This window comes from Bacillus sp. JJ1521 (assembly GCF_036965165.1).
In the GTDB taxonomy this organism is placed as follows: domain Bacteria; phylum Bacillota; class Bacilli; order Bacillales; family Bacillaceae_L; genus Ferdinandcohnia.
On the sequence record NZ_JBALOX010000005.1, the window covers coordinates 1 to 18,369 of the forward strand.

20 protein-coding genes are annotated in these 18,369 nt (G+C 39.4%); 1 reads left to right on the plus strand and 19 read right to left on the minus strand.

Annotated elements, in window-relative coordinates; all coding sequences use genetic code 11:
• Nucleotides 1-216, plus strand: a 216-nt coding sequence (locus V7147_RS00785) for a hypothetical protein (protein WP_335365957.1), incomplete at its 5' end; no start/stop codon positions are given.
• 25 nt (nt 217-241) lie between these two features.
• Here the strand turns inward: V7147_RS00785 and lysS are convergent.
• The 19 genes from lysS to V7147_RS00880 form a co-directional block, all read right to left on the minus strand.
• Complete coding sequence (gene lysS, locus V7147_RS00790; protein WP_438824523.1) at nt 242-1,726, minus strand: lysine--tRNA ligase; 1,485 nt, start codon at nt 1,724-1,726, stop codon at nt 242-244.
• Between the two features lie 151 nt (nt 1,727-1,877).
• Nucleotides 1,878-2,879, minus strand: coding sequence for a tRNA dihydrouridine synthase DusB (gene dusB, locus V7147_RS00795; RefSeq protein WP_335365959.1), 1,002 nt, complete (start codon nt 2,877-2,879; stop codon nt 1,878-1,880).
• A gap of 225 nt (nt 2,880-3,104) precedes the next feature.
• Complete coding sequence (locus V7147_RS00800; RefSeq protein ID WP_335365960.1) at nt 3,105-3,317, minus strand: helix-turn-helix domain-containing protein; 213 nt, start codon at nt 3,315-3,317, stop codon at nt 3,105-3,107.
• Entirely contained in the window at nt 3,269-3,793 is a 525-nt protein-coding gene (gene folK / locus V7147_RS00805; protein ID WP_335365961.1) for a 2-amino-4-hydroxy-6-hydroxymethyldihydropteridine diphosphokinase, read from the minus strand. Before folK ends, V7147_RS00800 begins: the two co-directional genes overlap by 49 nt.
• Nucleotides 3,790-4,155, minus strand: coding sequence for a dihydroneopterin aldolase (gene folB / locus V7147_RS00810; RefSeq protein ID WP_335365962.1), 366 nt, complete (start codon nt 4,153-4,155; stop codon nt 3,790-3,792). The genes folK and folB overlap by 4 nt, the downstream gene beginning before the upstream one ends.
• A 5-nt stretch (nt 4,156-4,160) precedes the next feature.
• Entirely contained in the window at nt 4,161-5,003 is an 843-nt protein-coding gene (folP, locus tag V7147_RS00815) for a dihydropteroate synthase (RefSeq protein WP_335365963.1), read from the minus strand.
• Complete coding sequence (pabC, locus tag V7147_RS00820; RefSeq protein WP_335365964.1) at nt 4,970-5,872, minus strand: aminodeoxychorismate lyase; 903 nt, start codon at nt 5,870-5,872, stop codon at nt 4,970-4,972. The genes folP and pabC overlap by 34 nt, the downstream gene beginning before the upstream one ends.
• The gene (gene pabA / locus V7147_RS00825; protein ID WP_335365965.1) at nt 5,857-6,456 is read right to left on the minus strand and encodes an aminodeoxychorismate/anthranilate synthase component II; all 600 of its coding nucleotides are present in this window, start codon (nt 6,454-6,456) and stop codon (nt 5,857-5,859) included. The genes pabC and pabA overlap by 16 nt, the downstream gene beginning before the upstream one ends.
• Before the next feature lie 32 nt (nt 6,457-6,488).
• Nucleotides 6,489-7,889, minus strand: a complete 1,401-nt coding sequence (pabB, locus tag V7147_RS00830) for an aminodeoxychorismate synthase, component I (protein WP_335365966.1) — start codon at nt 7,887-7,889, stop codon at nt 6,489-6,491.
• 70 nt (nt 7,890-7,959) lie between these two features.
• On the minus strand, nt 7,960-8,097 hold the full coding sequence (locus V7147_RS00835) for a hypothetical protein (RefSeq protein ID WP_335365967.1): 138 nt from the start codon (nt 8,095-8,097) through the stop codon (nt 7,960-7,962).
• A 212-nt stretch (nt 8,098-8,309) separates the two neighbouring features.
• Nucleotides 8,310-9,239, minus strand: a complete 930-nt coding sequence (gene cysK, locus V7147_RS00840) for a cysteine synthase A (RefSeq protein WP_335365968.1) — start codon at nt 9,237-9,239, stop codon at nt 8,310-8,312.
• 305 nt (nt 9,240-9,544) lie between these two features.
• The gene (locus tag V7147_RS00845) at nt 9,545-10,468 is read right to left on the minus strand and encodes a peptidyl-prolyl cis-trans isomerase (protein ID WP_335365969.1); all 924 of its coding nucleotides are present in this window, start codon (nt 10,466-10,468) and stop codon (nt 9,545-9,547) included.
• 20 nt (nt 10,469-10,488) lie between these two features.
• Nucleotides 10,489-11,367 (minus strand): Hsp33 family molecular chaperone HslO, encoded by an 879-nt coding sequence (gene hslO, locus V7147_RS00850; protein ID WP_335365970.1) that lies wholly within the window; start codon nt 11,365-11,367, stop codon nt 10,489-10,491.
• A 39-nt stretch (nt 11,368-11,406) separates the two neighbouring features.
• Nucleotides 11,407-12,180: a type III pantothenate kinase gene (locus V7147_RS00855; protein WP_335365971.1), complete on the minus strand. Its 774-nt coding sequence runs from the start codon at nt 12,178-12,180 to the stop codon at nt 11,407-11,409.
• A gap of 177 nt (nt 12,181-12,357) precedes the next feature.
• Nucleotides 12,358-14,298, minus strand: a complete 1,941-nt coding sequence (gene ftsH, locus V7147_RS00860; RefSeq protein ID WP_335365972.1) for an ATP-dependent zinc metalloprotease FtsH — start codon at nt 14,296-14,298, stop codon at nt 12,358-12,360.
• 129 nt (nt 14,299-14,427) lie between these two features.
• Nucleotides 14,428-14,967 (minus strand): hypoxanthine phosphoribosyltransferase, encoded by a 540-nt coding sequence (gene hpt / locus V7147_RS00865; protein ID WP_335365973.1) that lies wholly within the window; start codon nt 14,965-14,967, stop codon nt 14,428-14,430.
• Between the two features lie 14 nt (nt 14,968-14,981).
• A complete protein-coding gene (tilS, locus tag V7147_RS00870; RefSeq protein WP_335365974.1) occupies nt 14,982-16,370 on the minus strand; it encodes a tRNA lysidine(34) synthetase TilS in 1,389 nt (462 codons plus the stop codon).
• 64 nt (nt 16,371-16,434) lie between these two features.
• Nucleotides 16,435-17,460 carry a serine/threonine-protein kinase gene (locus V7147_RS00875; protein ID WP_335366013.1) on the minus strand — a complete coding sequence of 342 codons (1,026 nt, stop codon included), beginning with the start codon at nt 17,458-17,460 and terminating at the stop codon, nt 16,435-16,437.
• On the minus strand, nt 17,426-18,166 hold the full coding sequence (locus V7147_RS00880; RefSeq protein ID WP_335365975.1) for a vWA domain-containing protein: 741 nt from the start codon (nt 18,164-18,166) through the stop codon (nt 17,426-17,428). The genes V7147_RS00875 and V7147_RS00880 overlap by 35 nt, the downstream gene beginning before the upstream one ends.
• Between the last annotated feature and the right edge of the window lie 203 nt (nt 18,167-18,369).

The following is an 18,369-nucleotide window of genomic DNA, read 5'->3' on the forward strand; positions in this document are numbered from 1 at the left end:
AGTTTTCAAAGAACTTTTAAAGTTATTGTCGTTGCTTTCTTGAAGCAACTTTTAAATAATATCATCTATCTTTTCGATAGTCAACAACTTTTTTATTTATTTTTTATTTCACCGCCACATCTCAGCGGCAGATACTTAATATACCACCTTGAAACTTATATGGCAAGATTTTTTTACAAAAAAATTATACTAGAAAAATTCTTTATAAAAAAATAGAGTGGAATCCACTCTATTTTTCGACTTATTTATGACGCATTTGTGGGAAAAGCAATACATCTCTAATAGATGGAGAATTCGTTAAGAGCATAACAAGTCTGTCTACTCCTATTCCTAATCCTCCTGTAGGTGGTAGACCATATTCTAATGATTCAACAAAATCTTCGTCCATCATATGAGCTTCGTCATTTCCTTGCTCTCTTTCTTTAAGTTGAGCTTCGAATCTTTGACGTTGATCAATTGGGTCATTTAATTCTGTGAATGCATTAGCATGTTCTCTTCCTACAATGAATAGCTCGAAACGATCTGTAAATCTAGGATCTTCTGGATTCTTCTTCGCAAGCGGCGAAATCTCTACTGGATGTCCATAGATAAATGTTGGCTGAATTAGCTTGTCTTCAATTTTTTGCTCGAAGAACTCGTTCACAATGTGACCGTATTGCATATTATCATTAATTTCAACATTATTTTCTTTTGCAAGTTGTCTTGCTTCTTCTAGGCTCATTTCTTTCCAGAAGTCAACTCCAACGTACTCTTTAATTGCATCTACCATGTGAAGTCGTTTCCACTCTGGCTTCAAGTCAATTTCATGTTCACCATAGGTTACGGTTGTAGTTCCTAGCACTTCTTGTGCAATATGAGCGACAAGGTTTTCTGTAAGGTTCATGATATCTTTATAGTCGGCATATGCTTCATATAATTCTATCATTGTGAACTCGGGGTTATGGCGCGTTGAGACACCTTCGTTACGAAATACCCTACCAATTTCATATACCTTTTCTAGTCCACCTACGATTAGGCGCTTAAGATGCAGTTCAATCGCAATTCGCATATATAATTCGATATCTAATGCATTATGATGAGTAATAAACGGGCGAGCAGATGCACCACCAGGGATTGAATGCATCATCGGTGTTTCTACTTCTAAATAGCCGTGATCATCTAAATAACGTCTCATCGCTCTGATGATTTTGCTTCTTGTAATAAAGGTTTCTTTGCTTTCCGGGCTCATGATTAAATCAAGGTAACGTTGACGATAGCGTTGTTCAACGTCTTTTAATCCATGGAATTTGTCAGGTAATGGACGTAATGCTTTTGATAAAAGCTCAAATGAAGTAACTTTGATAGAAAGTTCTCCTACCTTCGTTTTGAAGACAGCACCTGACACACCGACAATATCCCCTAGGTCCGCAATATTGAATATCTCATATTGTTCTTCGCCAACTGCATCTAGACGTACATATAGTTGGATTTGGCCTGTTAGGTCTTGGATATGAGTAAATCCAGCTTTACCTTTACCGCGCTTTGTCATAATACGACCAGCAATTGTTACGCTAACTTCTTTTTCATCTAATTGTTCCTTTGTAAATCCATCATATAGGTCGATAAGTTCACGTGTACTATGTGTTCTTTCAAATCTTTTACCGAATGGGTCGACCCCCATTTCACGTAATGTATGTAACTTTTCTCTTCTGACAATCAATTGGTCATTTAATTCCTCATGATTCATTTTCATCAACTCCTATTTTGTTACATGATCTATAAAAAAACAAACGCTTCTAACTTGTCCTATTTTACTATAAACGTAAAGCAGAAAAACTGCCAGTAATTAACTGGCAGTAGGCTACTTACGGGTATTATAGTGTAGGGAATTATTGATGTCAAACAACCATCTCATTGTTTTGTTGCTTTTTTTCCATTTCTTCAACAAAGCGTTGTAAAAGTGATACTAATTCATTTCGTGTATTGCAGTTGTTGACCTCATTGCGAACTATTGCGTTGCCGCGAATTCCCTTTAAGTACCAAGCAGCGTGCTTTCTGAATTCCCTTACCGCGACATTCTCATTCTTCAAATTTATTAATCGGTCTAAGTGAAGAATGGATACATCGATTTTCTCTCTTACCCCTGGCTCTTCAGTTAGTTCACCGGTTTCTAAATACTTAACTGTTTGATAAATCATCCATGGATTTCCTAGTGCTGCACGACCGATCATGACACCGTCACAACCTGTTTCATCAAGCATACGTCTTGCATCTTGTGGAGTCTCAACATCTCCATTTCCGATAACCGGAATATTTACGGATTGTTTCACCTGTTTAATAATATCCCAGTTCGCATGACCTTCGTACATTTGAAGACGCGTTCTTCCGTGTAAGGCAACTGCTTGACCACCAGCACGTTCTACCGCATGAGCGTTTTGAATCGCATAAATATGATCATCATCCCAACCCATCCGCATTTTTACAGTAACAGGCTTGTCTACTGCGTCCACTACCGCAGAAACCATTTCATAAATTTTATTTGGGTCTAATAGCCACTTCGCCCCTGCATCACATTTCGTAATTTTTGGTACTGGGCATCCCATATTAATATCAATAATATCAGCTGTTGTGTTTTTATCGACAAACTTCGCTGCTTCTACTAATGTTTCTTTTTCCCCACCAAAAATTTGAAGGCTTAGTGGTTTTTCACGTTCATCTATATAGAGCATTCCCATTGTTCTTGCATTTTTATATAGGATTGCTTTATCGCTTACCATTTCCGCACAAACCAATCCTGCGCCAAATTCCTTCACAGTTAGACGGAACGCCGAGTTACATACCCCAGCCATTGGAGCAAGAACAACTTGGTTTTTCATCTCGATATCGCCTATTTTTAACACATTAACCCTCCTTCCCACTTAATCAAATGCGCCTTAGCGTATTTGCGCCCGATTTTTTTCGAGCTTGCCTCGAAAATTTTCCTTTAAAAAATCGCGGCATCCGCCGGAGGCTTTAACTTTATTCAGCCAGGATTTGAATCCATCACTGAATTGTATACTCTTTTTGCATACTAACCCACTTATATAAGTAGGGACTTCTGCTGAATAAAGTTAAAAATCCATATCTTAATCTAACCCTTTTGGGGTTAGGTCATCAAGTGGTACTTTAAGTATTTCTGCAACCTCTTGTAAAAATAGTTTACTTGGCATTCGTGTTCCCCGCTCGACTTCCCCAACAAGGGATACGGATACCCCAAGGTCTTTTGCTAAGCTTTCTTGAGTATAGCCTTTCAACTTTCGAAAAGCACGAATACGTCTTCCCCACTTCTCCGCTTCCATATACGTACACCTTCTCTGTCTTGTAATTCGTCTAGTAGTAAGGATATTGGTTTCGTTTCTACCGGAATTTGTAGATTCTTGTCTATTTCAGCTAATGGTACTAGAACAAAGGCTCGCTCAGTCATTCGGGGATGCGGAACTATAAGACATTCAGTTTCAATATTTTCATGATTGAACAGCAAAATGTCAAGGTCCAATGTCCTTGGGCCCCATCTTATTTTCCTTTCCCTTCCAAATTCGAGCTCAATACTTTGTAAAACTTGCAATAAATCAAATGATGATAAATCAGCATTTACTTTAATTACCATATTTAAAAATAGATCTTGATCATCATATCCAACAGGATCTGTTTCATAAATTGAAGAAAAATCGGTAATCACAATGTTTTGATCTTGAATCGCTTTTAATGCAGAACGCAAATAATTTTCCCGTTCCCCCATATTCGTTCCCAGGGAAATATATGCTGTATTATTCATAACGAGCGACTCCTTGTGATTTCAACAGCAACTGATTGAAGATGCCCAGGTATCGGCGGGTCCGGCTTTATGACTTTAACCGTGCATCCTGAGACTAACGAAAAATGCTTCAATATTTCCGCAGCAATTTTTTCAGCTACGGTTTCTAGTAGCTTATATGGTTTTCCCTCAACGATTTCTTTACATAGATTGTAAAGCTCTCCGTAGTGAACTGAATAATCAAGATTATCCGTTTCACCCGCTTGTTTAACATCCACTTCCACCATAAGGTCTATCATAAAACGTTGTCCTAGCTTTGTTTCTTCCGGAAAAACACCATGATAGCCGTAAAATTGCATTTGGTTCACAAAGATTTTATCCATTATCACTATTCTCCTTTACCGACAAGGACATCCGTCATTTTCGCAAGTCTTGCATTTACCTTCACATTATGGACACGGACGATATCACAGCCTTTTTGAATTCCAAGGCAAGTAGTTGCACCTGTTGCTTCGTCACGTTCTTGTGGTGGCAAATCAAATATTTGACCGATAAAGGTTTTCCTTGAAGTTCCAAGCAGCACTGGATAGCCAAGTTCACTGAAACTGTCTAGATGACGGATTGTTTCTATATTATCCTCAAAGGTCTTTGCAAAGCCAACTCCTGGGTCTAGGATAATGTTTTCATCTTTAACACCAGCGGTCTTTACAATTTCAATACTTTCTTTTAAGTCAATGATCATATCATCGATGAGGTTCTTATAGTTTTTATTATCTCTGTTATGCATCAGGATAATCGGCACATGATAGGTTGCCGCCACCTCTGCCATTTTTGGATCCGCTTTCGCACCCCATATATCGTTAATAATATGGGCACCCGCTTCAATTGCTTGCTTCGCTACTTCAGATTTATAGGTATCAATGGAAATTGGAACGTGAACTTCCTTTGCCAATGCCTGAATGATAGGCACCACTCTAGCAATCTCTTCTTCATCAGAGACTCTTTCATGTCCTGGTCTTGTCGATTCACCGCCTACATCAATAATATCTGCACCATCCTTAACCATTTCTTTTGCATGTTGGATGGCAGCATCTAAATCAAAGTAAGAACCTCCATCTGAAAAAGAATCGGGTGTGATGTTTAGGATTCCCATGACCATTGTCTTTTTGGAAAAATCTAATTGATAAGGACCACATGCTATGAATGATCTTCTTTTTCTGTCTTGATCCATTTTTGATTCTCCTTAGGCAAATCATTTTTACTCCATAAGCTTCTCTTATATTGTGAATAAATAGATTGCAGTTTTTTCGTGATAGGACCATTTTTACCTTGTAATTTATGATTTTCAATTGCACCAAGCGGTACAATTTCTTGGATAGAGTTTGTAACGAAGGCTTCATCACTTTGTAGGATATCCATAGGCTGAAATAATCCTTCTTGTACATCTAAACCGAGAGATTTTGCTAAATCGATCACAAAATCCCTAGTTATCCCCTTTAGTATCCCCGTTTGGTGAGCCGGTGTAAACAGCTTATCCCCTTTTATCCAAAAAAGATTAGAGGTAATCCCCTCAGCGAGAAATCCTTCTCTCGTCAAAAAGATCCCCTCAACAGTTGGATTATTCCCGATTTCTCTTTTTCCATAGATATTATTTAAAAAATGGTGTGATTTTAAACGAAATTCTCCCTCAGGGGTGTTACGAGGTGTTTTTAATAGAATTGCTTTTTTCTCCCCTAAGACAGGAGGAATCTCTTTCATAAAAACAAGAATAGAAGGATCCTCGTAGTAATCTGTAAAAGGCAGGCCGACTTCACCTTTACCAGCAGATATATTTAAGCGGACATATGCCTGCTTTAAACCATTTGCTGATAATAGATCATGGATTATGACCATCACACTGTCTCGGTTTAATGGTAACTTAATCTGCAGTTCACTTAGTCCATCCTGTAGACGCACAAGATGGTCATCTAGTAAAAACGGATGACCATCATAGATTCTAAAGGTTTCAAATAAACCCATTCCATATAAAAAGCCATGGTCAAATGGGGAAATATGTGCATCTTCTTTTTTAACAATTTCACCGTTTAGATAGAGGTGCATGATTCCTTCTCATTCCTGATATATTGTTGTATTACGTTTAAGATTAGCTGCTTACCTGCTGTGGTCATGATAGATTCTGGATGAAATTGTACACCCTCAATGGGGTATTCCTTATGGCGAATGGCCATGATTTCACCTTCATCTGTTTGAGCTGATATTTCAAAGCAATCTGGAAGTGTTTCTTTTTTTACGATTAATGAATGATAACGAGTAGCTGTAAATGGCCGTTCTAACCCAGAAAAAATAGTTTTTCCATCGTGATTGATTTCCGATGTCTTGCCATGCATAAGCCTTTGGGCTTTGATTACATCCCCACCGAACGCTTGGGCAATAGATTGATGGCCAAGGCAAACACCAAAAATCGGGATACTCCCTGCAAAATGAGAGATTGTCTCTAAGCTTATTCCTGCCTCATTCGGTGTGCAAGGTCCTGGTGAAATCATAATTAAATCAGGGTTTAATGCTTCAATTTCCTGAATTGTGATTTCATCATTTCTTTTGACGATGATTTCTTCTCCTAATTCTCCCACATATTGTACTAAATTGAATGTAAACGAGTCATAATTATCAATCATTACGATCATCCTAGCTCACCTCATACTATTATTTTTTCTAACTATTCTTCACTCAGCTCTTTTGCTTTCCATAATGCGATCGCCTTTTTCAAGGACTCTTTATATTCATGTTTTGGGTTTGAATCAATAACAACGCCAGCTCCCGCTTGCACATGGGCAATGCCTTCCTTTACAATCATTGTACGAATGGCGATATTAAGTTCCATATCCCCTGAAAAACCAATCCACCCAATCGAACCGGTATAAATACCTCTTCTGACTGGTTCTAGTTCTTCGATGATTTCCATCGTCCGAACCTTAGGAGCACCTGTAATTGTTCCTCCTGGAAAGGTAGCTTTAATGATTTCTGCTCGGTCTTTTCCTTTTGCAAGGCTACCTTTTACATTAGAAACGATGTGCATCACGTGCGAATACTTTTCAATAACCATGAATTCATCTACTTTTACTGTACCACATTCACAAACTCTGCCGAGATCATTTCGTTCTAAATCCACCAACATGACATGTTCGGCACGTTCCTTATCGTTGTTGATCAACTCATTTGCTAACTGTTGATCCTCCACTTCATCCTTGCCCCTAGACCTCGTTCCAGCAATTGGTCTAGTACTGATCTCATTCCCCTTTTTCTTTACTAGCAACTCCGGTGAGCCACTCACGATTTGAAATTCCGGCACCTGCATATAAGCCATATATGGAGATGGGTTAAGTTTGCGCAATGTATCGTAAATTTCCCGAGGATGGTTTTTGATTTCCTTTGATCTTCTTACGGATAAGTTAACCTGAAAAACGTCCCCTTCAGAAATATATTCTCTTACTTTCTCCACTGCGTCCGAAAATTCCTGCTCAGATAAAGAAACAGAAAAATGTTCAGCTTGTGCTTTTATATTTGTTCTAGTTAAAGGCGCCACAGTATGTGTCATCCAAAGCTCTTCGTATTTTTGCAATCTAGCATTTGCTCGTTTTTCATTATGTATGTCGTCATGAGTGATCAACCATATCACTTGTTCATTATGGTCATAGACAAACACATCATCAAAAACCAAAAAGTATAAATCTGGTGTTTCTAGGTCATCCTGTGCGGTATTTGGCAATTTTTCAATATATCTAGCATAATCATAGCTAATAAATCCAAGCGCTCCGCCTTGAAAGTCAGGATAGCCTGGATGATGGGCGGTTTGATTGGCTTTCATCCACTCCATAAAATGTGTAAGGGGGTCACCCTCAAGTAGTGTTGTGCCTTCTTTGGTTGTTATCGATAATTGATGATTTTTTCCTTGGATCACAGCAAATGGTTTGATTCCCATGATGCTGATTTTTCCTCCCCGCCCACTTTCTAATAACATGTGGTAAGGCTCGTGTTGCGTTAGGCTCTTATATTTGTCATACCAATCGTCATGTGCGAACGGTATTTTCTTCGCAAAAGATACTCTCTTTTGTTGCATGGCCCCACTCTCCTTATAGCGGATGTTCAAAAAGTCCGGTAAAAATGACACATCGGTAGATGAACTTCGACTAACTACCGATACGTCCTGTGTCGAACGTCGAAGTCTCCACATCCTGTGGAAGCTCGTTGGCTTGCTTTTCCGTTCCTTGGAAAAGAAAACCACTTTTCCCGGAGTGCAAGATCGTCTGCTCACGTATTAACTGCATACGCTCCGCTACTCAAAGCTGCACCGCCTGAACTTTCGACGCACAGGATGTACTAGTGTCGACAAGACATGAGACGTGGCGTTTTTGTCGACGTGGTCCTTTTTATCCTCCTTTTCGAACAAGCACTTTATAGCCCTATTCTACATGATATTGCAGAAGGTGGTATATAGAAAAAAAGAGTTTTACCCATAAGGATAAAACTCTCATCTTTCTTATTGCTCATCAAATTGATAAAGAACTGTACTTAAGTAACGCTCACCATTATCTGGAACAACTGCTAGCACTTTTTTGCCTTTACCTAATTTTTTCGCAACCTGTAATGCTGCGAAAATAGCTGCACCCGAGGAAATACCTACAAGGAATCCTTCTTCTTGACCTGTGCGGCGTGCATATTCAATCGCTTCTTCATTTTTAACTGTAAATACTTCATCATATACTTCTGTGTTTAATACGGTTGGCACAAAGTTCGCACCTATACCCTGGATTTTATGTGGACCTGGTTTTCCACCAGAAAGAATTGGTGAATCAGCCGGTTCAACCGCTACAATATGGACGCCTGGATATTTCTCCTTTAACACAAGCCCCGCTCCAGTAATTGTTCCGCCTGTTCCAATTCCAGAAACAAACGCATCTAATTGGTCACCCATTTGCTCAACAATTTCCTTACCAGTCGTTAAACGGTGAACTTCAGGGTTTGCAGGATTGTCGAATTGTTGTGGCATGAAATAACCGTGTTCTTTCACAAGCTCTTCTGCTTTGTTAACGGCACCTCTCATCCCTTCAGCACCTGGTGTTAAAACAAGCTCAGCACCGTAAGCACGTAAAAGATTGCGGCGTTCCATACTCATTGTATCTGGCATAACTAAGATGGCTTTTAACCCTTTAGCAGCGGCTACCATTGCTAAACCGATACCTGTGTTTCCACTTGTCGGCTCAATAATCGTGTCACCAGGCTTTAATTGACCATTTTTCTCAGCTGCTTCAATCATCGCTAATGCAATTCTATCCTTTACACTGCTACCTGGGTTAAAGAACTCAAGCTTTACATAAACATCTGCACTATCTTCCTCAACTAAGTGGTTTAACTTTACAACTGGAGTTTGCCCGATTAATTCATAAATTGAATTTGCTACTCTTGTCATGATTCCACCCTCAATCCCTACTATTTTTATTGGTTTTATCTACAATTTAGCAATTCTCCTACTAAATGTCAACGAATTTACTACCAGCTAACTGTGAATTTTTTCTATTTTATCAAATACGCCTTGGCGTATTTGCGCCCAGATTTTGGGCCTACAGGAAGTGGTCATAAGGACGTTGCCACAGGAGGTGGCGTTCTTAGTCTTTGATCTTACAGCTCGAAGGTTTTCCTTTAAAAATCACATGAATCCGACGAAGGCTGTAACTTAATTTAGCAGAAGTGGCTGACTTCTGCTAAATTAAGTAACTATTGTTGATTTTCAAAGAACCATTTGACGTCAAGCTCTTTCCAGAATGGCTCTACTGAAATTGCTCCATTCATTTGGTCAACGGCAATTTGGCGTTTGATTTGGTCCTTTACATCGTCATAAGAATACGTTACCGCTTCAATTGCTTCATGGAGGATAATAACCGCAAAGCCACCTTCAACCTCGATCGGCTCACTCCATTCATTTGGTTTTAATTGGTTAGCCACTTCTAAATAGCTATCAGGTGCATATCCATTTTCCGCATTTACAAATCCGAGTTCCCCACCCCGATTTGCGGAAAATTCATCAGTTGACTTCTCCATAGCAAGTGCTGAGAAGCTTGATCCATTTTTTAATTCATTTTGTACCTGTTCAGCCGCTTCCTTTGTTTTGACGACAATATGGGAAAGGTGATACGACTTTGGAATTTCGTATAAATGCTTGTTTTCCTCGTAGAAACGTTTCATTTCTTCCTCAGATATAACCGCATCCTTTGTTAAGAGCTCTTCTAATAAAATGCTTAACTCAATTTGCTCTTTCCAGTGCTCGTCATCAATATTCTCATGATCGATGTTATTATACATTGTCTTAATTAACATCAATTCACGATCAATGGCATCCTCTGATAAAGTGATATCATGTTTTTTAGCCATTTGACGAACAACTTCCTCATCAATCATTCCCTCTAAAATTTGTTTCCCATATCTGTCTTCAAGCTCATTTAACCATTGTTGTCTTGTAATGGATGTTTCTCCGATTGTAGCCACTACCTCTTCTTCCCCGCTTGCAACAACAGGCTTCGTAGCCTCAACCGTCTTTTCCTCAGACTTTTCCCCTGGTTGATCAGTCACAAAGTACACAACTGACAAACAGTTAATGATAACGAGAGCAACAATAATTGACCATAATACCTTTTGATTCATTTTTCCCATCTCCCATTACCTTACTTTGCTTGTTCTTTTAATTCTATTAATTCTTCTTTTGAAAAATGATATTTTTCGTTACAAAAATGGCATTGTGCCTCTGCTTTTCCATCTTCCTGAATCATAGCCTCAATTTCATCTGTGCCTAAGCTAATGATGGCACTTTCAATTCGTTCCTTAGAGCAAGGACACACAAAGGAAACCGGCATTTTTTCAAGTATTTTGAGGTTTTCGTCGCCAACTACCTCAGCCAAAATATTTTCAGGTGTAAGTCCCTTTTCAATCATTTTTGATACAGGTTCGATTTCTTGAAGTCTTTTTTCAATTTGTGTAATGGTTTCCTCATCTGTACCAGGCATAAGCTGGATAAGGAATCCGCCAGCGGCTAAAATGGAGTTATCTGGATTTACTAAAACCCCTACCCCAACAGACGAAGGGGTCTGCTCAGAAGTCACAAGATAATAGGTAAAATCCTCTCCAAGTTCTCCTGACACAATTGGAACCTGTCCAGAGAATTGATCCTTCATTCCGATATCCTTTACAACTGTTAAAGTTCCTTCTGTTCCAACAGCTCTTTTCACATCAAGTTTCCCATGCTCATTTAAATCAAAATGGGTTTGTGGGTTCGTCACATACCCTCTTACTTCCCCTTTTGCATTTGTATCAACAAGAATAATTCCGATTGGACCGCCACCCTCAACTTTAATGGTGAGCTTTACTTCACCCTTTAGAGTGGCTCCTAGCATCACCCCAGCAGTCATTGTTCTACCAAGCGCTGCTGACGCAGTAGGCCATGTATAGTGTCGTCTTTGGGCCTCCGCGACTGTTTCTGTTGAATCAATTGCATATGCTCGAACCTGTCCATTATAAGCTAACGCCTTAATTAAATAATCACTCATTTTATTACTCCTTTTCATGTCATCTCATTGATAGTTATTTTATTTTGTTTCTTTATTAAGTTGATATATTAGATGTAGCCCTTTTAGTGTTAAAAATGGATTAACGATATCAATCGCATTCGATTCAGCCGCAATCAATGCGGCAAGTCCTCCTGTTGCAATCACCTTTGGTTTTTCCACTGCTTGAGCTTTGATGCGGGCAACGATACCCTCAACCTGACCAACGTAGCCAAATAATATACCTGCCTGCATCGCACTAACTGTATTTCGCCCAATCACACCTTCTGGACGAGCTATTTCGATTCTAGGCAGTTTTGCAGCTCTTGAATATAAGGCTTCTGTTGAAATGGCAATTCCAGGAGCAATCGCCCCGCCCATGTATTGCTTTTTCTCATTTATGTAGCAGAATGTAGTGGCCGTACCAAAATCAACGATGATAAGTGGACCCCCGTATAGATTGATTCCCGCTACGGCATTAACGATTCGGTCTGCTCCCACTTCTTTTGGATTGTCGTATTTAATGTTTAAACCTGTCTTAATGCCTGGTCCTACCACTAACGGCTTTATTCCAAAATACTTTAAACACATTCGTTCCAGTGCAAACATTATCGGCGGAACGACTGAGGACATAATTATGCCATTAATATCCCTAAAGGTTAATCCTTCATGTGCTAATAGCGATTTTATGACGAGTCCATATTCGTCCTCTGTTTTATTTCGACTGGTTTCGATTCGCCAATGATGTTTTAAGTCATCATTTTGATATACCCCTAAAACCATATTTGTATTCCCTACATCAAGAACAAAAATCATGTGGTACCCCCTACACCTGACTCCCCTAATCAAATACGCCTTGGCGTATTAACCCATGGTGGTTAAAGTTAAACTAATGCAAACATCATACCATATCTCGTTTTTATTATTCCACATTTAAGGAGTCTTAGGCAGTACAAAAAAGGTGCCTACTTTGGTTGTAGACACCTTTTGCTGTTACTTTTCTTTATCTTTGTTTTCGCCTTCCGTTACTTCCTCTTCTTTTTTAGAGTTAATAGTAACTTTAACATCTTCTTTTGGTTTATCTGCACCCTCAGAAGCGACTGGTCTGTCAGGTAATTTACCTTCTTCGAACAAGCTCTTAATTTGGGCAGCATCTAAAGTTTCAATATCAAGTAATGTTTCCGCGATCAGTTTAAGTTTATCTTGATTTTCAGTAAGAATTTGTCTTGCTTTCTCATAGCTTTCTTTAATAAAGCGTTGGATTTCAAGATCAATTTCGTGTGCGATTGCATCACTGTAGTTTTGCTCGTTGTGGATGTCGCGTCCTAAGAACACTTGACCACCCTGTGCTTGACCGAATTGAAGCGGACCAAGCTTTTCACTCATTCCGTATTCGGTAACCATTTTACGAGCAATTCCTGTAGCACGTTGGAAGTCATTGTGAGCACCTGTACTTACTTCTCCAAATGTGATTTCCTCAGCTACACGACCTCCTAAGAGACCTGTGATTTTATCCAATAGTTCAGGTTTTGTCATGAAGTAACGGTCTTCCTTAGGAAGCATTACCGCATAACCTCCTGCTTGACCACGCGGGACAATTGTGACTTTATGAACCATATCCGCTTCATCAAGTACCATACCAATAACAGTATGACCCGCTTCGTGGAACGCCACGATATTGCGTTCTTTTTTCGAAATAACACGATTCTTTTTCGCGGGACCTGCAATGACGCGGTCTGATGCTTCATCAAGATCAGTCATATCAATTTTCTTTTTGTTTTGTCGAGCTGCAACGAGCGCTGCTTCATTCAGTAAGTTTTCTAAATCTGCACCTGAGAATCCTGGTGTTCTTGCAGCGATTGCTTTTAAATCAACCGATTCATCAAAAGGCTTATTACGAGCGTGTACGCGTAATACAGCTTCCCTTCCTTTAACATCTGGGCGTTCAACTGTAATTTGTCGGTCAAAGCGTCCTGGACGTAGTAAGGCTGGATCTAGAATGTCTGGGCGGTTTGTTGCAGCAATGATAATGATTCCTTCATTTGCACCGAATCCGTCCATCTCTACTAGCAATTGGTTTAAGGTTTGTTCGCGCTCATCATGACCGCCACCAAGACCCGCACCACGCTGGCGTCCAACCGCATCAATTTCATCTATAAAAATGATACATGGCGCATTTTTCTTTGCATTTTCAAATAGGTCACGTACACGTGAAGCACCGACCCCAACGAACATTTCAACGAAATCCGAACCACTGATGGAGAAGAATGGAACCCCTGCTTCACCAGCAGCCGCACGGGCAAGTAATGTTTTACCTGTACCAGGTGGTCCGACAAGGAGAATCCCCTTTGGAATTCTTGCACCTAATTCAGCAAACTTACGAGGATCTTTCAAGAACTCAACCACTTCAACAAGCTCTTGCTTCTCTTCGTCCGCACCTGCAACATCTTTAAATCTAACCTTTTTCTTTTCTTCGCTATATAACTTTGCTTTACTCTTACCAAAATTCATTACCCTACTACCGCCGCCTTGAGCTTGGTTAAGTAGGAAGAAGAATAAAATAAAGATAATAACAAATGGGATAATCGATGTAAAGAAGGTTACCCAACCACTTGTTTCCTTTGCCTTAAGTACATCAACGTCTGCATTCAGCGCAGCATCCGTAATCCGATTAACCTCATTTTGGCTGCCGATGATGTTCGTGACAAAGAATTGATCCTTATCATAGTTCTTTAACTGGCCTCTAACCTCGTAGACGCCTCTTTCAGGTTGTATCGTAATATTTTTTACATCTCCAGCTTCGAGATGTTGAACAAACTTGCCATATTTCATCACTTCAGGCTGGCCATTTGCTCCTTGGAAGAAGCTAACCACGCCGATAATGACTAAAAATATGAGTAAATAGAATATGACATTTCTAAAAATCCGATTCATCCCTTACCTCCTCCCGCGGTGAACAAACTATAGTAAATAGTATCATAGATAATAATTGCTATTCAAATGAAATACGTTTTATCTGTGAATAAGTTTCAAAATAGTACAAGTTTTTTTATGTCAAGAAAACTATTCTGAATAAACCTCAGGTTTTAGCACACCGATATATGGTAAATTGCGATATTTTTCGGCGAAGTCTAAACCGTAACCTACAACAAACTCATCAGGAACAATAAACCCAACATAGTCTGCGTTAATATCGGCTTTTCTGCCTGTTGGCTTATCCAAAAGTGTAACAATTTTAATGGACTTCGCTTTACGATAACGGAATAATTCAACGAGGTAGCTTAATGTAAGGCCACTGTCGATAATATCCTCAATGACAAGAATATCTCTTCCTTCTACAGAAGTATCCAAGTCCTTGATGATTTTTACTTCACCGGAAGAGACTGTTGAGTTCCCGTAGCTTGACACATCCATAAAATCCATTTCTAAGTATGTATCTACTCTTTTTAACAGATCGCCCATGAAAGGCATAGCCCCTTTTAAAATCCCAATGGCCAAAGGGAATTTATCCTTATAGTCCTCTGTTAAAGTATTACCTAATTCCTTCACTTTTAGCTGAAGTTCTTCCTCACTAAATAAAACCTTCTCGATATCCTGCTTCATGCTTTTAAAGCCCCCTAAAATCCTGTGTATTGTAGTACGATATAGTGCGATTTTGTTTTACAAGTTGCTTCATATGGTGATTTTTTCAGTCCTGGAAGCCACAAAATCTTTCCTTGTTCATCCTCGACAACCGGCCAAAGGTCACGTCTGTGAAGGGGTATTTTTTCATCGATGAAAATATCCTTCACTTTTTTAGAACCATTCATTCCTTTTAGTTTCATTTTATCTCCGGTTTTTCTTGATCGGACATAAAGTGGCAATTGAATGGTATCTGGGTCAATGACGAAACTGTTATTTCCGACTGCGCTTCTAGGATAGTTCTTCCACACTTGACTCTTTATTTCACTACCATCTTCAAGTCTATAAAGCCCAGGTGTATCAATGTGAAATCGATAGGGGCTCAACTGTTCCTTACAATCCGTATAAGTATATGTACAGCTTTCATAAGATTTCACAATTCGCAAACCAGCAGGAAAATGCAATTCTCCAGAAGGATGATTACTCGCCAAGAAGGTTAACAAATTGTCAATATGTACGGCAGAAAGAGAAGGAGGAAGTTCTTTGTAGAGATAGTTTAATATTAGTTGAATCCCTCTTCTTTGTAAAGATTTTGGCATTGCTAAAAAGCAAGGAATTTCAATCTCTATTTCGTTACCTTCATTCCTTTTCATTACTTTATTCATTTTTTCGATTGTTAATTCATCCAAAACTTCATTGTCTTCTGTCATGTACTGATTAAATTGTAAAAAATGTTCGTGTACTGCTGGATTTTCTTGCTTTAAAAAAGGAAGAACATGATGCCTAAATCGGTTTCTTGTATAGTCGTCTTTATCATTTGACGGATCACGTCTAGGCGAAAGCTTCCATTCCTCGCAATATTCCTCAATATCTGCTCTTGTCACGGCTAAAAACGGGCGAATAATTGCCCCACATGAAAATGGACGTTTAACCTGCATACCTGCATAGCCTACACCCTTACTACCGCGGGCCAAACGCATTAAAATGGTTTCTATTTGGTCGTCCCCGTGATGCCCAAGTGCTAAATATTCGGCTTTATGTTTTCGCATCATTTCATTAAAAAATTGATATCTCACTTCCCTTGCAGCAACTTGGGAGCTTAAACTATGTTCCTGTTTATAGGATGTCACATCGATTTGGATTGATTCAAAAGAAATTTGATATGCTTCACAAAATTCTTTTACATATAGCAAATCCTCTTCTGATTCTTTCCCACGGAACATATGATCAACATGAGCAGCAATAAGGGTTGATTCCTTCTGTTGGTAGAATAAATAATGTAGTAACGCGAGGGAATCCGGACCACCAGACACCCCTACTATTATCGTTGAATCCTTCTGAATCAATTCGTGTTTTTCAATAAACCGGCTTACTTTTTCGATCATTGTCGGACCAATCCTTTGCAAAATCGTAAACGATGTTTTAATCGTACCACTTTCCAAATCTTTTTTACAGAATTTGTCCATATAGATAAAGCAAATACCCTAAGGATACAAACAGGAGTAATAATACCGTCTCAAGAACCCCACCTTTTTGTTTTTTCGGTTTCAGTTGTCGATTTACCCGTGAAAAATTAGATTGAGATTGGGTATTACTTACCTTTCTATTGGCTTGCGAATTTCTTGCTGCTCGTGTTTTTTGTACAGGAGCCCGATCCTTTTTAACTTGACTTAACTTCATAACCAAATCTTTACGCATTTCTGCAGCCCGCTGATATTTCCCATCTATCGCAGACAAGAGAACAGTATCAAACTTTTGTAAAAAGTCCGTATTTGCTATAATGGATTTCAATTGTTTCACCGGTTGGTCTGTTCGTGTAAAACGGTTAGGGTAAGCTGCATTGACGATAATCATCGCCACTGCAAATAAGTCATAGGAGGCTTCTGCTTTTCTCGAACCTGCTCCCCAGTAGCCACGGTCAAAGAACTCCGTAAACTCTTTGATTGCCCTTCCTTGAACAGTTGTTCCTCCGACATCAATACAGCGGATTTTTGGTGGATTCCCAACAACAAGTAGATTATCAGGTTTTAAGTCACCGAATACCCATCCTTCTTGATGGAGTCTGTCCAAATCCGAAAGCAATTGCAAGCATAGGATACCTGTCCACTCTTTTCCTCTTTTTTCGATAAAAGATAAAAAGCTTTCTCCACGAATATATTCCATGACGTAAAAGGAGATTGGGCTTGAAAATCCGGGTCTAATCCAATCATCGACATCTATAAATGAAGGTCCAAGGGCAGAGCCTTGGACCTTAGAGAAGTGTTTTAACACATTTACTTCCGACGTAATTGTCACGCCATTTTCACTAATTTTTATGGCCACTTGGCCATCAATGCTTTCAGCTAAATAGACAATACCATTAGCACCTTGTCCTAAAGGTCTTACAATGCGATATGATTTTTTATGCCATTTTCCAGTAATGACAGTTCCAGGAGAAACCTTACATACCTGACTCTTCGTAGTATTGTTCATCATCACGAGACAACAAACTCCTTAATGATCTTTTTTTCTTGAAGTAGGTAAGTGCTTCTCGGATTGCCGGTCCGGTTGGTGTGATTCCACCTGTTGAAAGCTTCGGAAAAATACTAGACAAGGATTCTAGTCTTGGAGTCCAGTCTAATACCCCTTCTACTTCAACTCTTTTCCCTGGAAATACAAAAACAGAAAATTGATTGTCTCCCATTCTCGCATTTAAGCTTATTGATAGGTCAAGTAATGCTTCTTTGACAGTTGGCAGTTTATGCTTCATACTCGCACTCGTATCTACTAAAACTAAAACTTCTAAATCAACAGTTTCACCAAGTTCATCGACAACCTCCATCACTTCTCCGCGTTTTTCCGGAGGAAGGTCCTCCATCGATGTCTTTGCTCCTAGGATTTGCTGGAGTTCCTTGTTGACCACCCCCTGCAGAGTTTGAGTCATTGCTTGTCTTGTCACCATTTGAACAGTTTGAGACAGCTGTGTGGAATAGACGATTTGGCTCACGCCTCCACCAGCAGTAGCCATACCTTCAATTTCCTGCATTCCTTGTTCATCAATCGTATCCTGCTCCACTACACCAATAACATTAATAGTTACTCCTTGCTCTCTCGCAAGCGCCGCCATTGCAATCGGATCTTCCCCTTGGTTTGAACACCCGTCCGTAATTAATAGAATTTGCTTCAATGTGCCTTTTTGCACGTTTCATCCCCTCCTACTTAAGGTAGTAACAGGATGGACGAATAAATCATTTTTTAAACACTTTTAGAGGATGTTCAAAAAGTCTGGTGAATATGACACATCGATTTTCCGCGTTGGCTTGCTTCTCCAGTCCTCACGTATTAACTGCATACACTCCGGTCCTCAAAGCTGCACCGCCTTAAAAAATCGACGCACAGGATGTG

Coding starts and splice junctions, on each gene's coding strand:
- folB (WP_335365962.1), bottom strand. CDS start 4,155: ATGGATAAAATCTTTGTGAACCAAATGCAATTTTACGGCTATCATGGT.
- ftsH (WP_335365972.1), bottom strand. CDS start 14,298: ATGAATCGGATTTTTAGAAATGTCATATTCTATTTACTCATATTTTTA.
- V7147_RS00835 (WP_335365967.1), bottom strand. CDS start 8,097: ATGCAGTTAATACGTGAGCAGACGATCTTGCACTCCGGGAAAAGTGGT.
- V7147_RS00800 (WP_335365960.1), bottom strand. CDS start 3,317: ATGGAAGCGGAGAAGTGGGGAAGACGTATTCGTGCTTTTCGAAAGTTG.
- folK (WP_335365961.1), bottom strand. CDS start 3,793: ATGAATAATACAGCATATATTTCCCTGGGAACGAATATGGGGGAACGG.
- hpt (WP_335365973.1), bottom strand. CDS start 14,967: ATGAAGCAGGATATCGAGAAGGTTTTATTTAGTGAGGAAGAACTTCAG.
- pabB (WP_335365966.1), bottom strand. CDS start 7,889: ATGCAACAAAAGAGAGTATCTTTTGCGAAGAAAATACCGTTCGCACAT.
- V7147_RS00855 (WP_335365971.1), bottom strand. CDS start 12,180: ATGATTTTTGTTCTTGATGTAGGGAATACAAATATGGTTTTAGGGGTA.
- V7147_RS00845 (WP_335365969.1), bottom strand. CDS start 10,468: ATGAATCAAAAGGTATTATGGTCAATTATTGTTGCTCTCGTTATCATT.
- folP (WP_335365963.1), bottom strand. CDS start 5,003: ATGGATCAAGACAGAAAAAGAAGATCATTCATAGCATGTGGTCCTTAT.
- V7147_RS00875 (WP_335366013.1), bottom strand. CDS start 17,460: ATGATGAACAATACTACGAAGAGTCAGGTATGTAAGGTTTCTCCTGGA.
- hslO (WP_335365970.1), bottom strand. CDS start 11,367: ATGAGTGATTATTTAATTAAGGCGTTAGCTTATAATGGACAGGTTCGA.
- cysK (WP_335365968.1), bottom strand. CDS start 9,239: ATGACAAGAGTAGCAAATTCAATTTATGAATTAATCGGGCAAACTCCA.
- pabA (WP_335365965.1), bottom strand. CDS start 6,456: ATGATCGTAATGATTGATAATTATGACTCGTTTACATTCAATTTAGTA.
- pabC (WP_335365964.1), bottom strand. CDS start 5,872: ATGCACCTCTATCTAAACGGTGAAATTGTTAAAAAAGAAGATGCACAT.
- tilS (WP_335365974.1), bottom strand. CDS start 16,370: ATGATCGAAAAAGTAAGCCGGTTTATTGAAAAACACGAATTGATTCAG.
- lysS (WP_438824523.1), bottom strand. CDS start 1,726: ATGAATCATGAGGAATTAAATGACCAATTGATTGTCAGAAGAGAAAAG.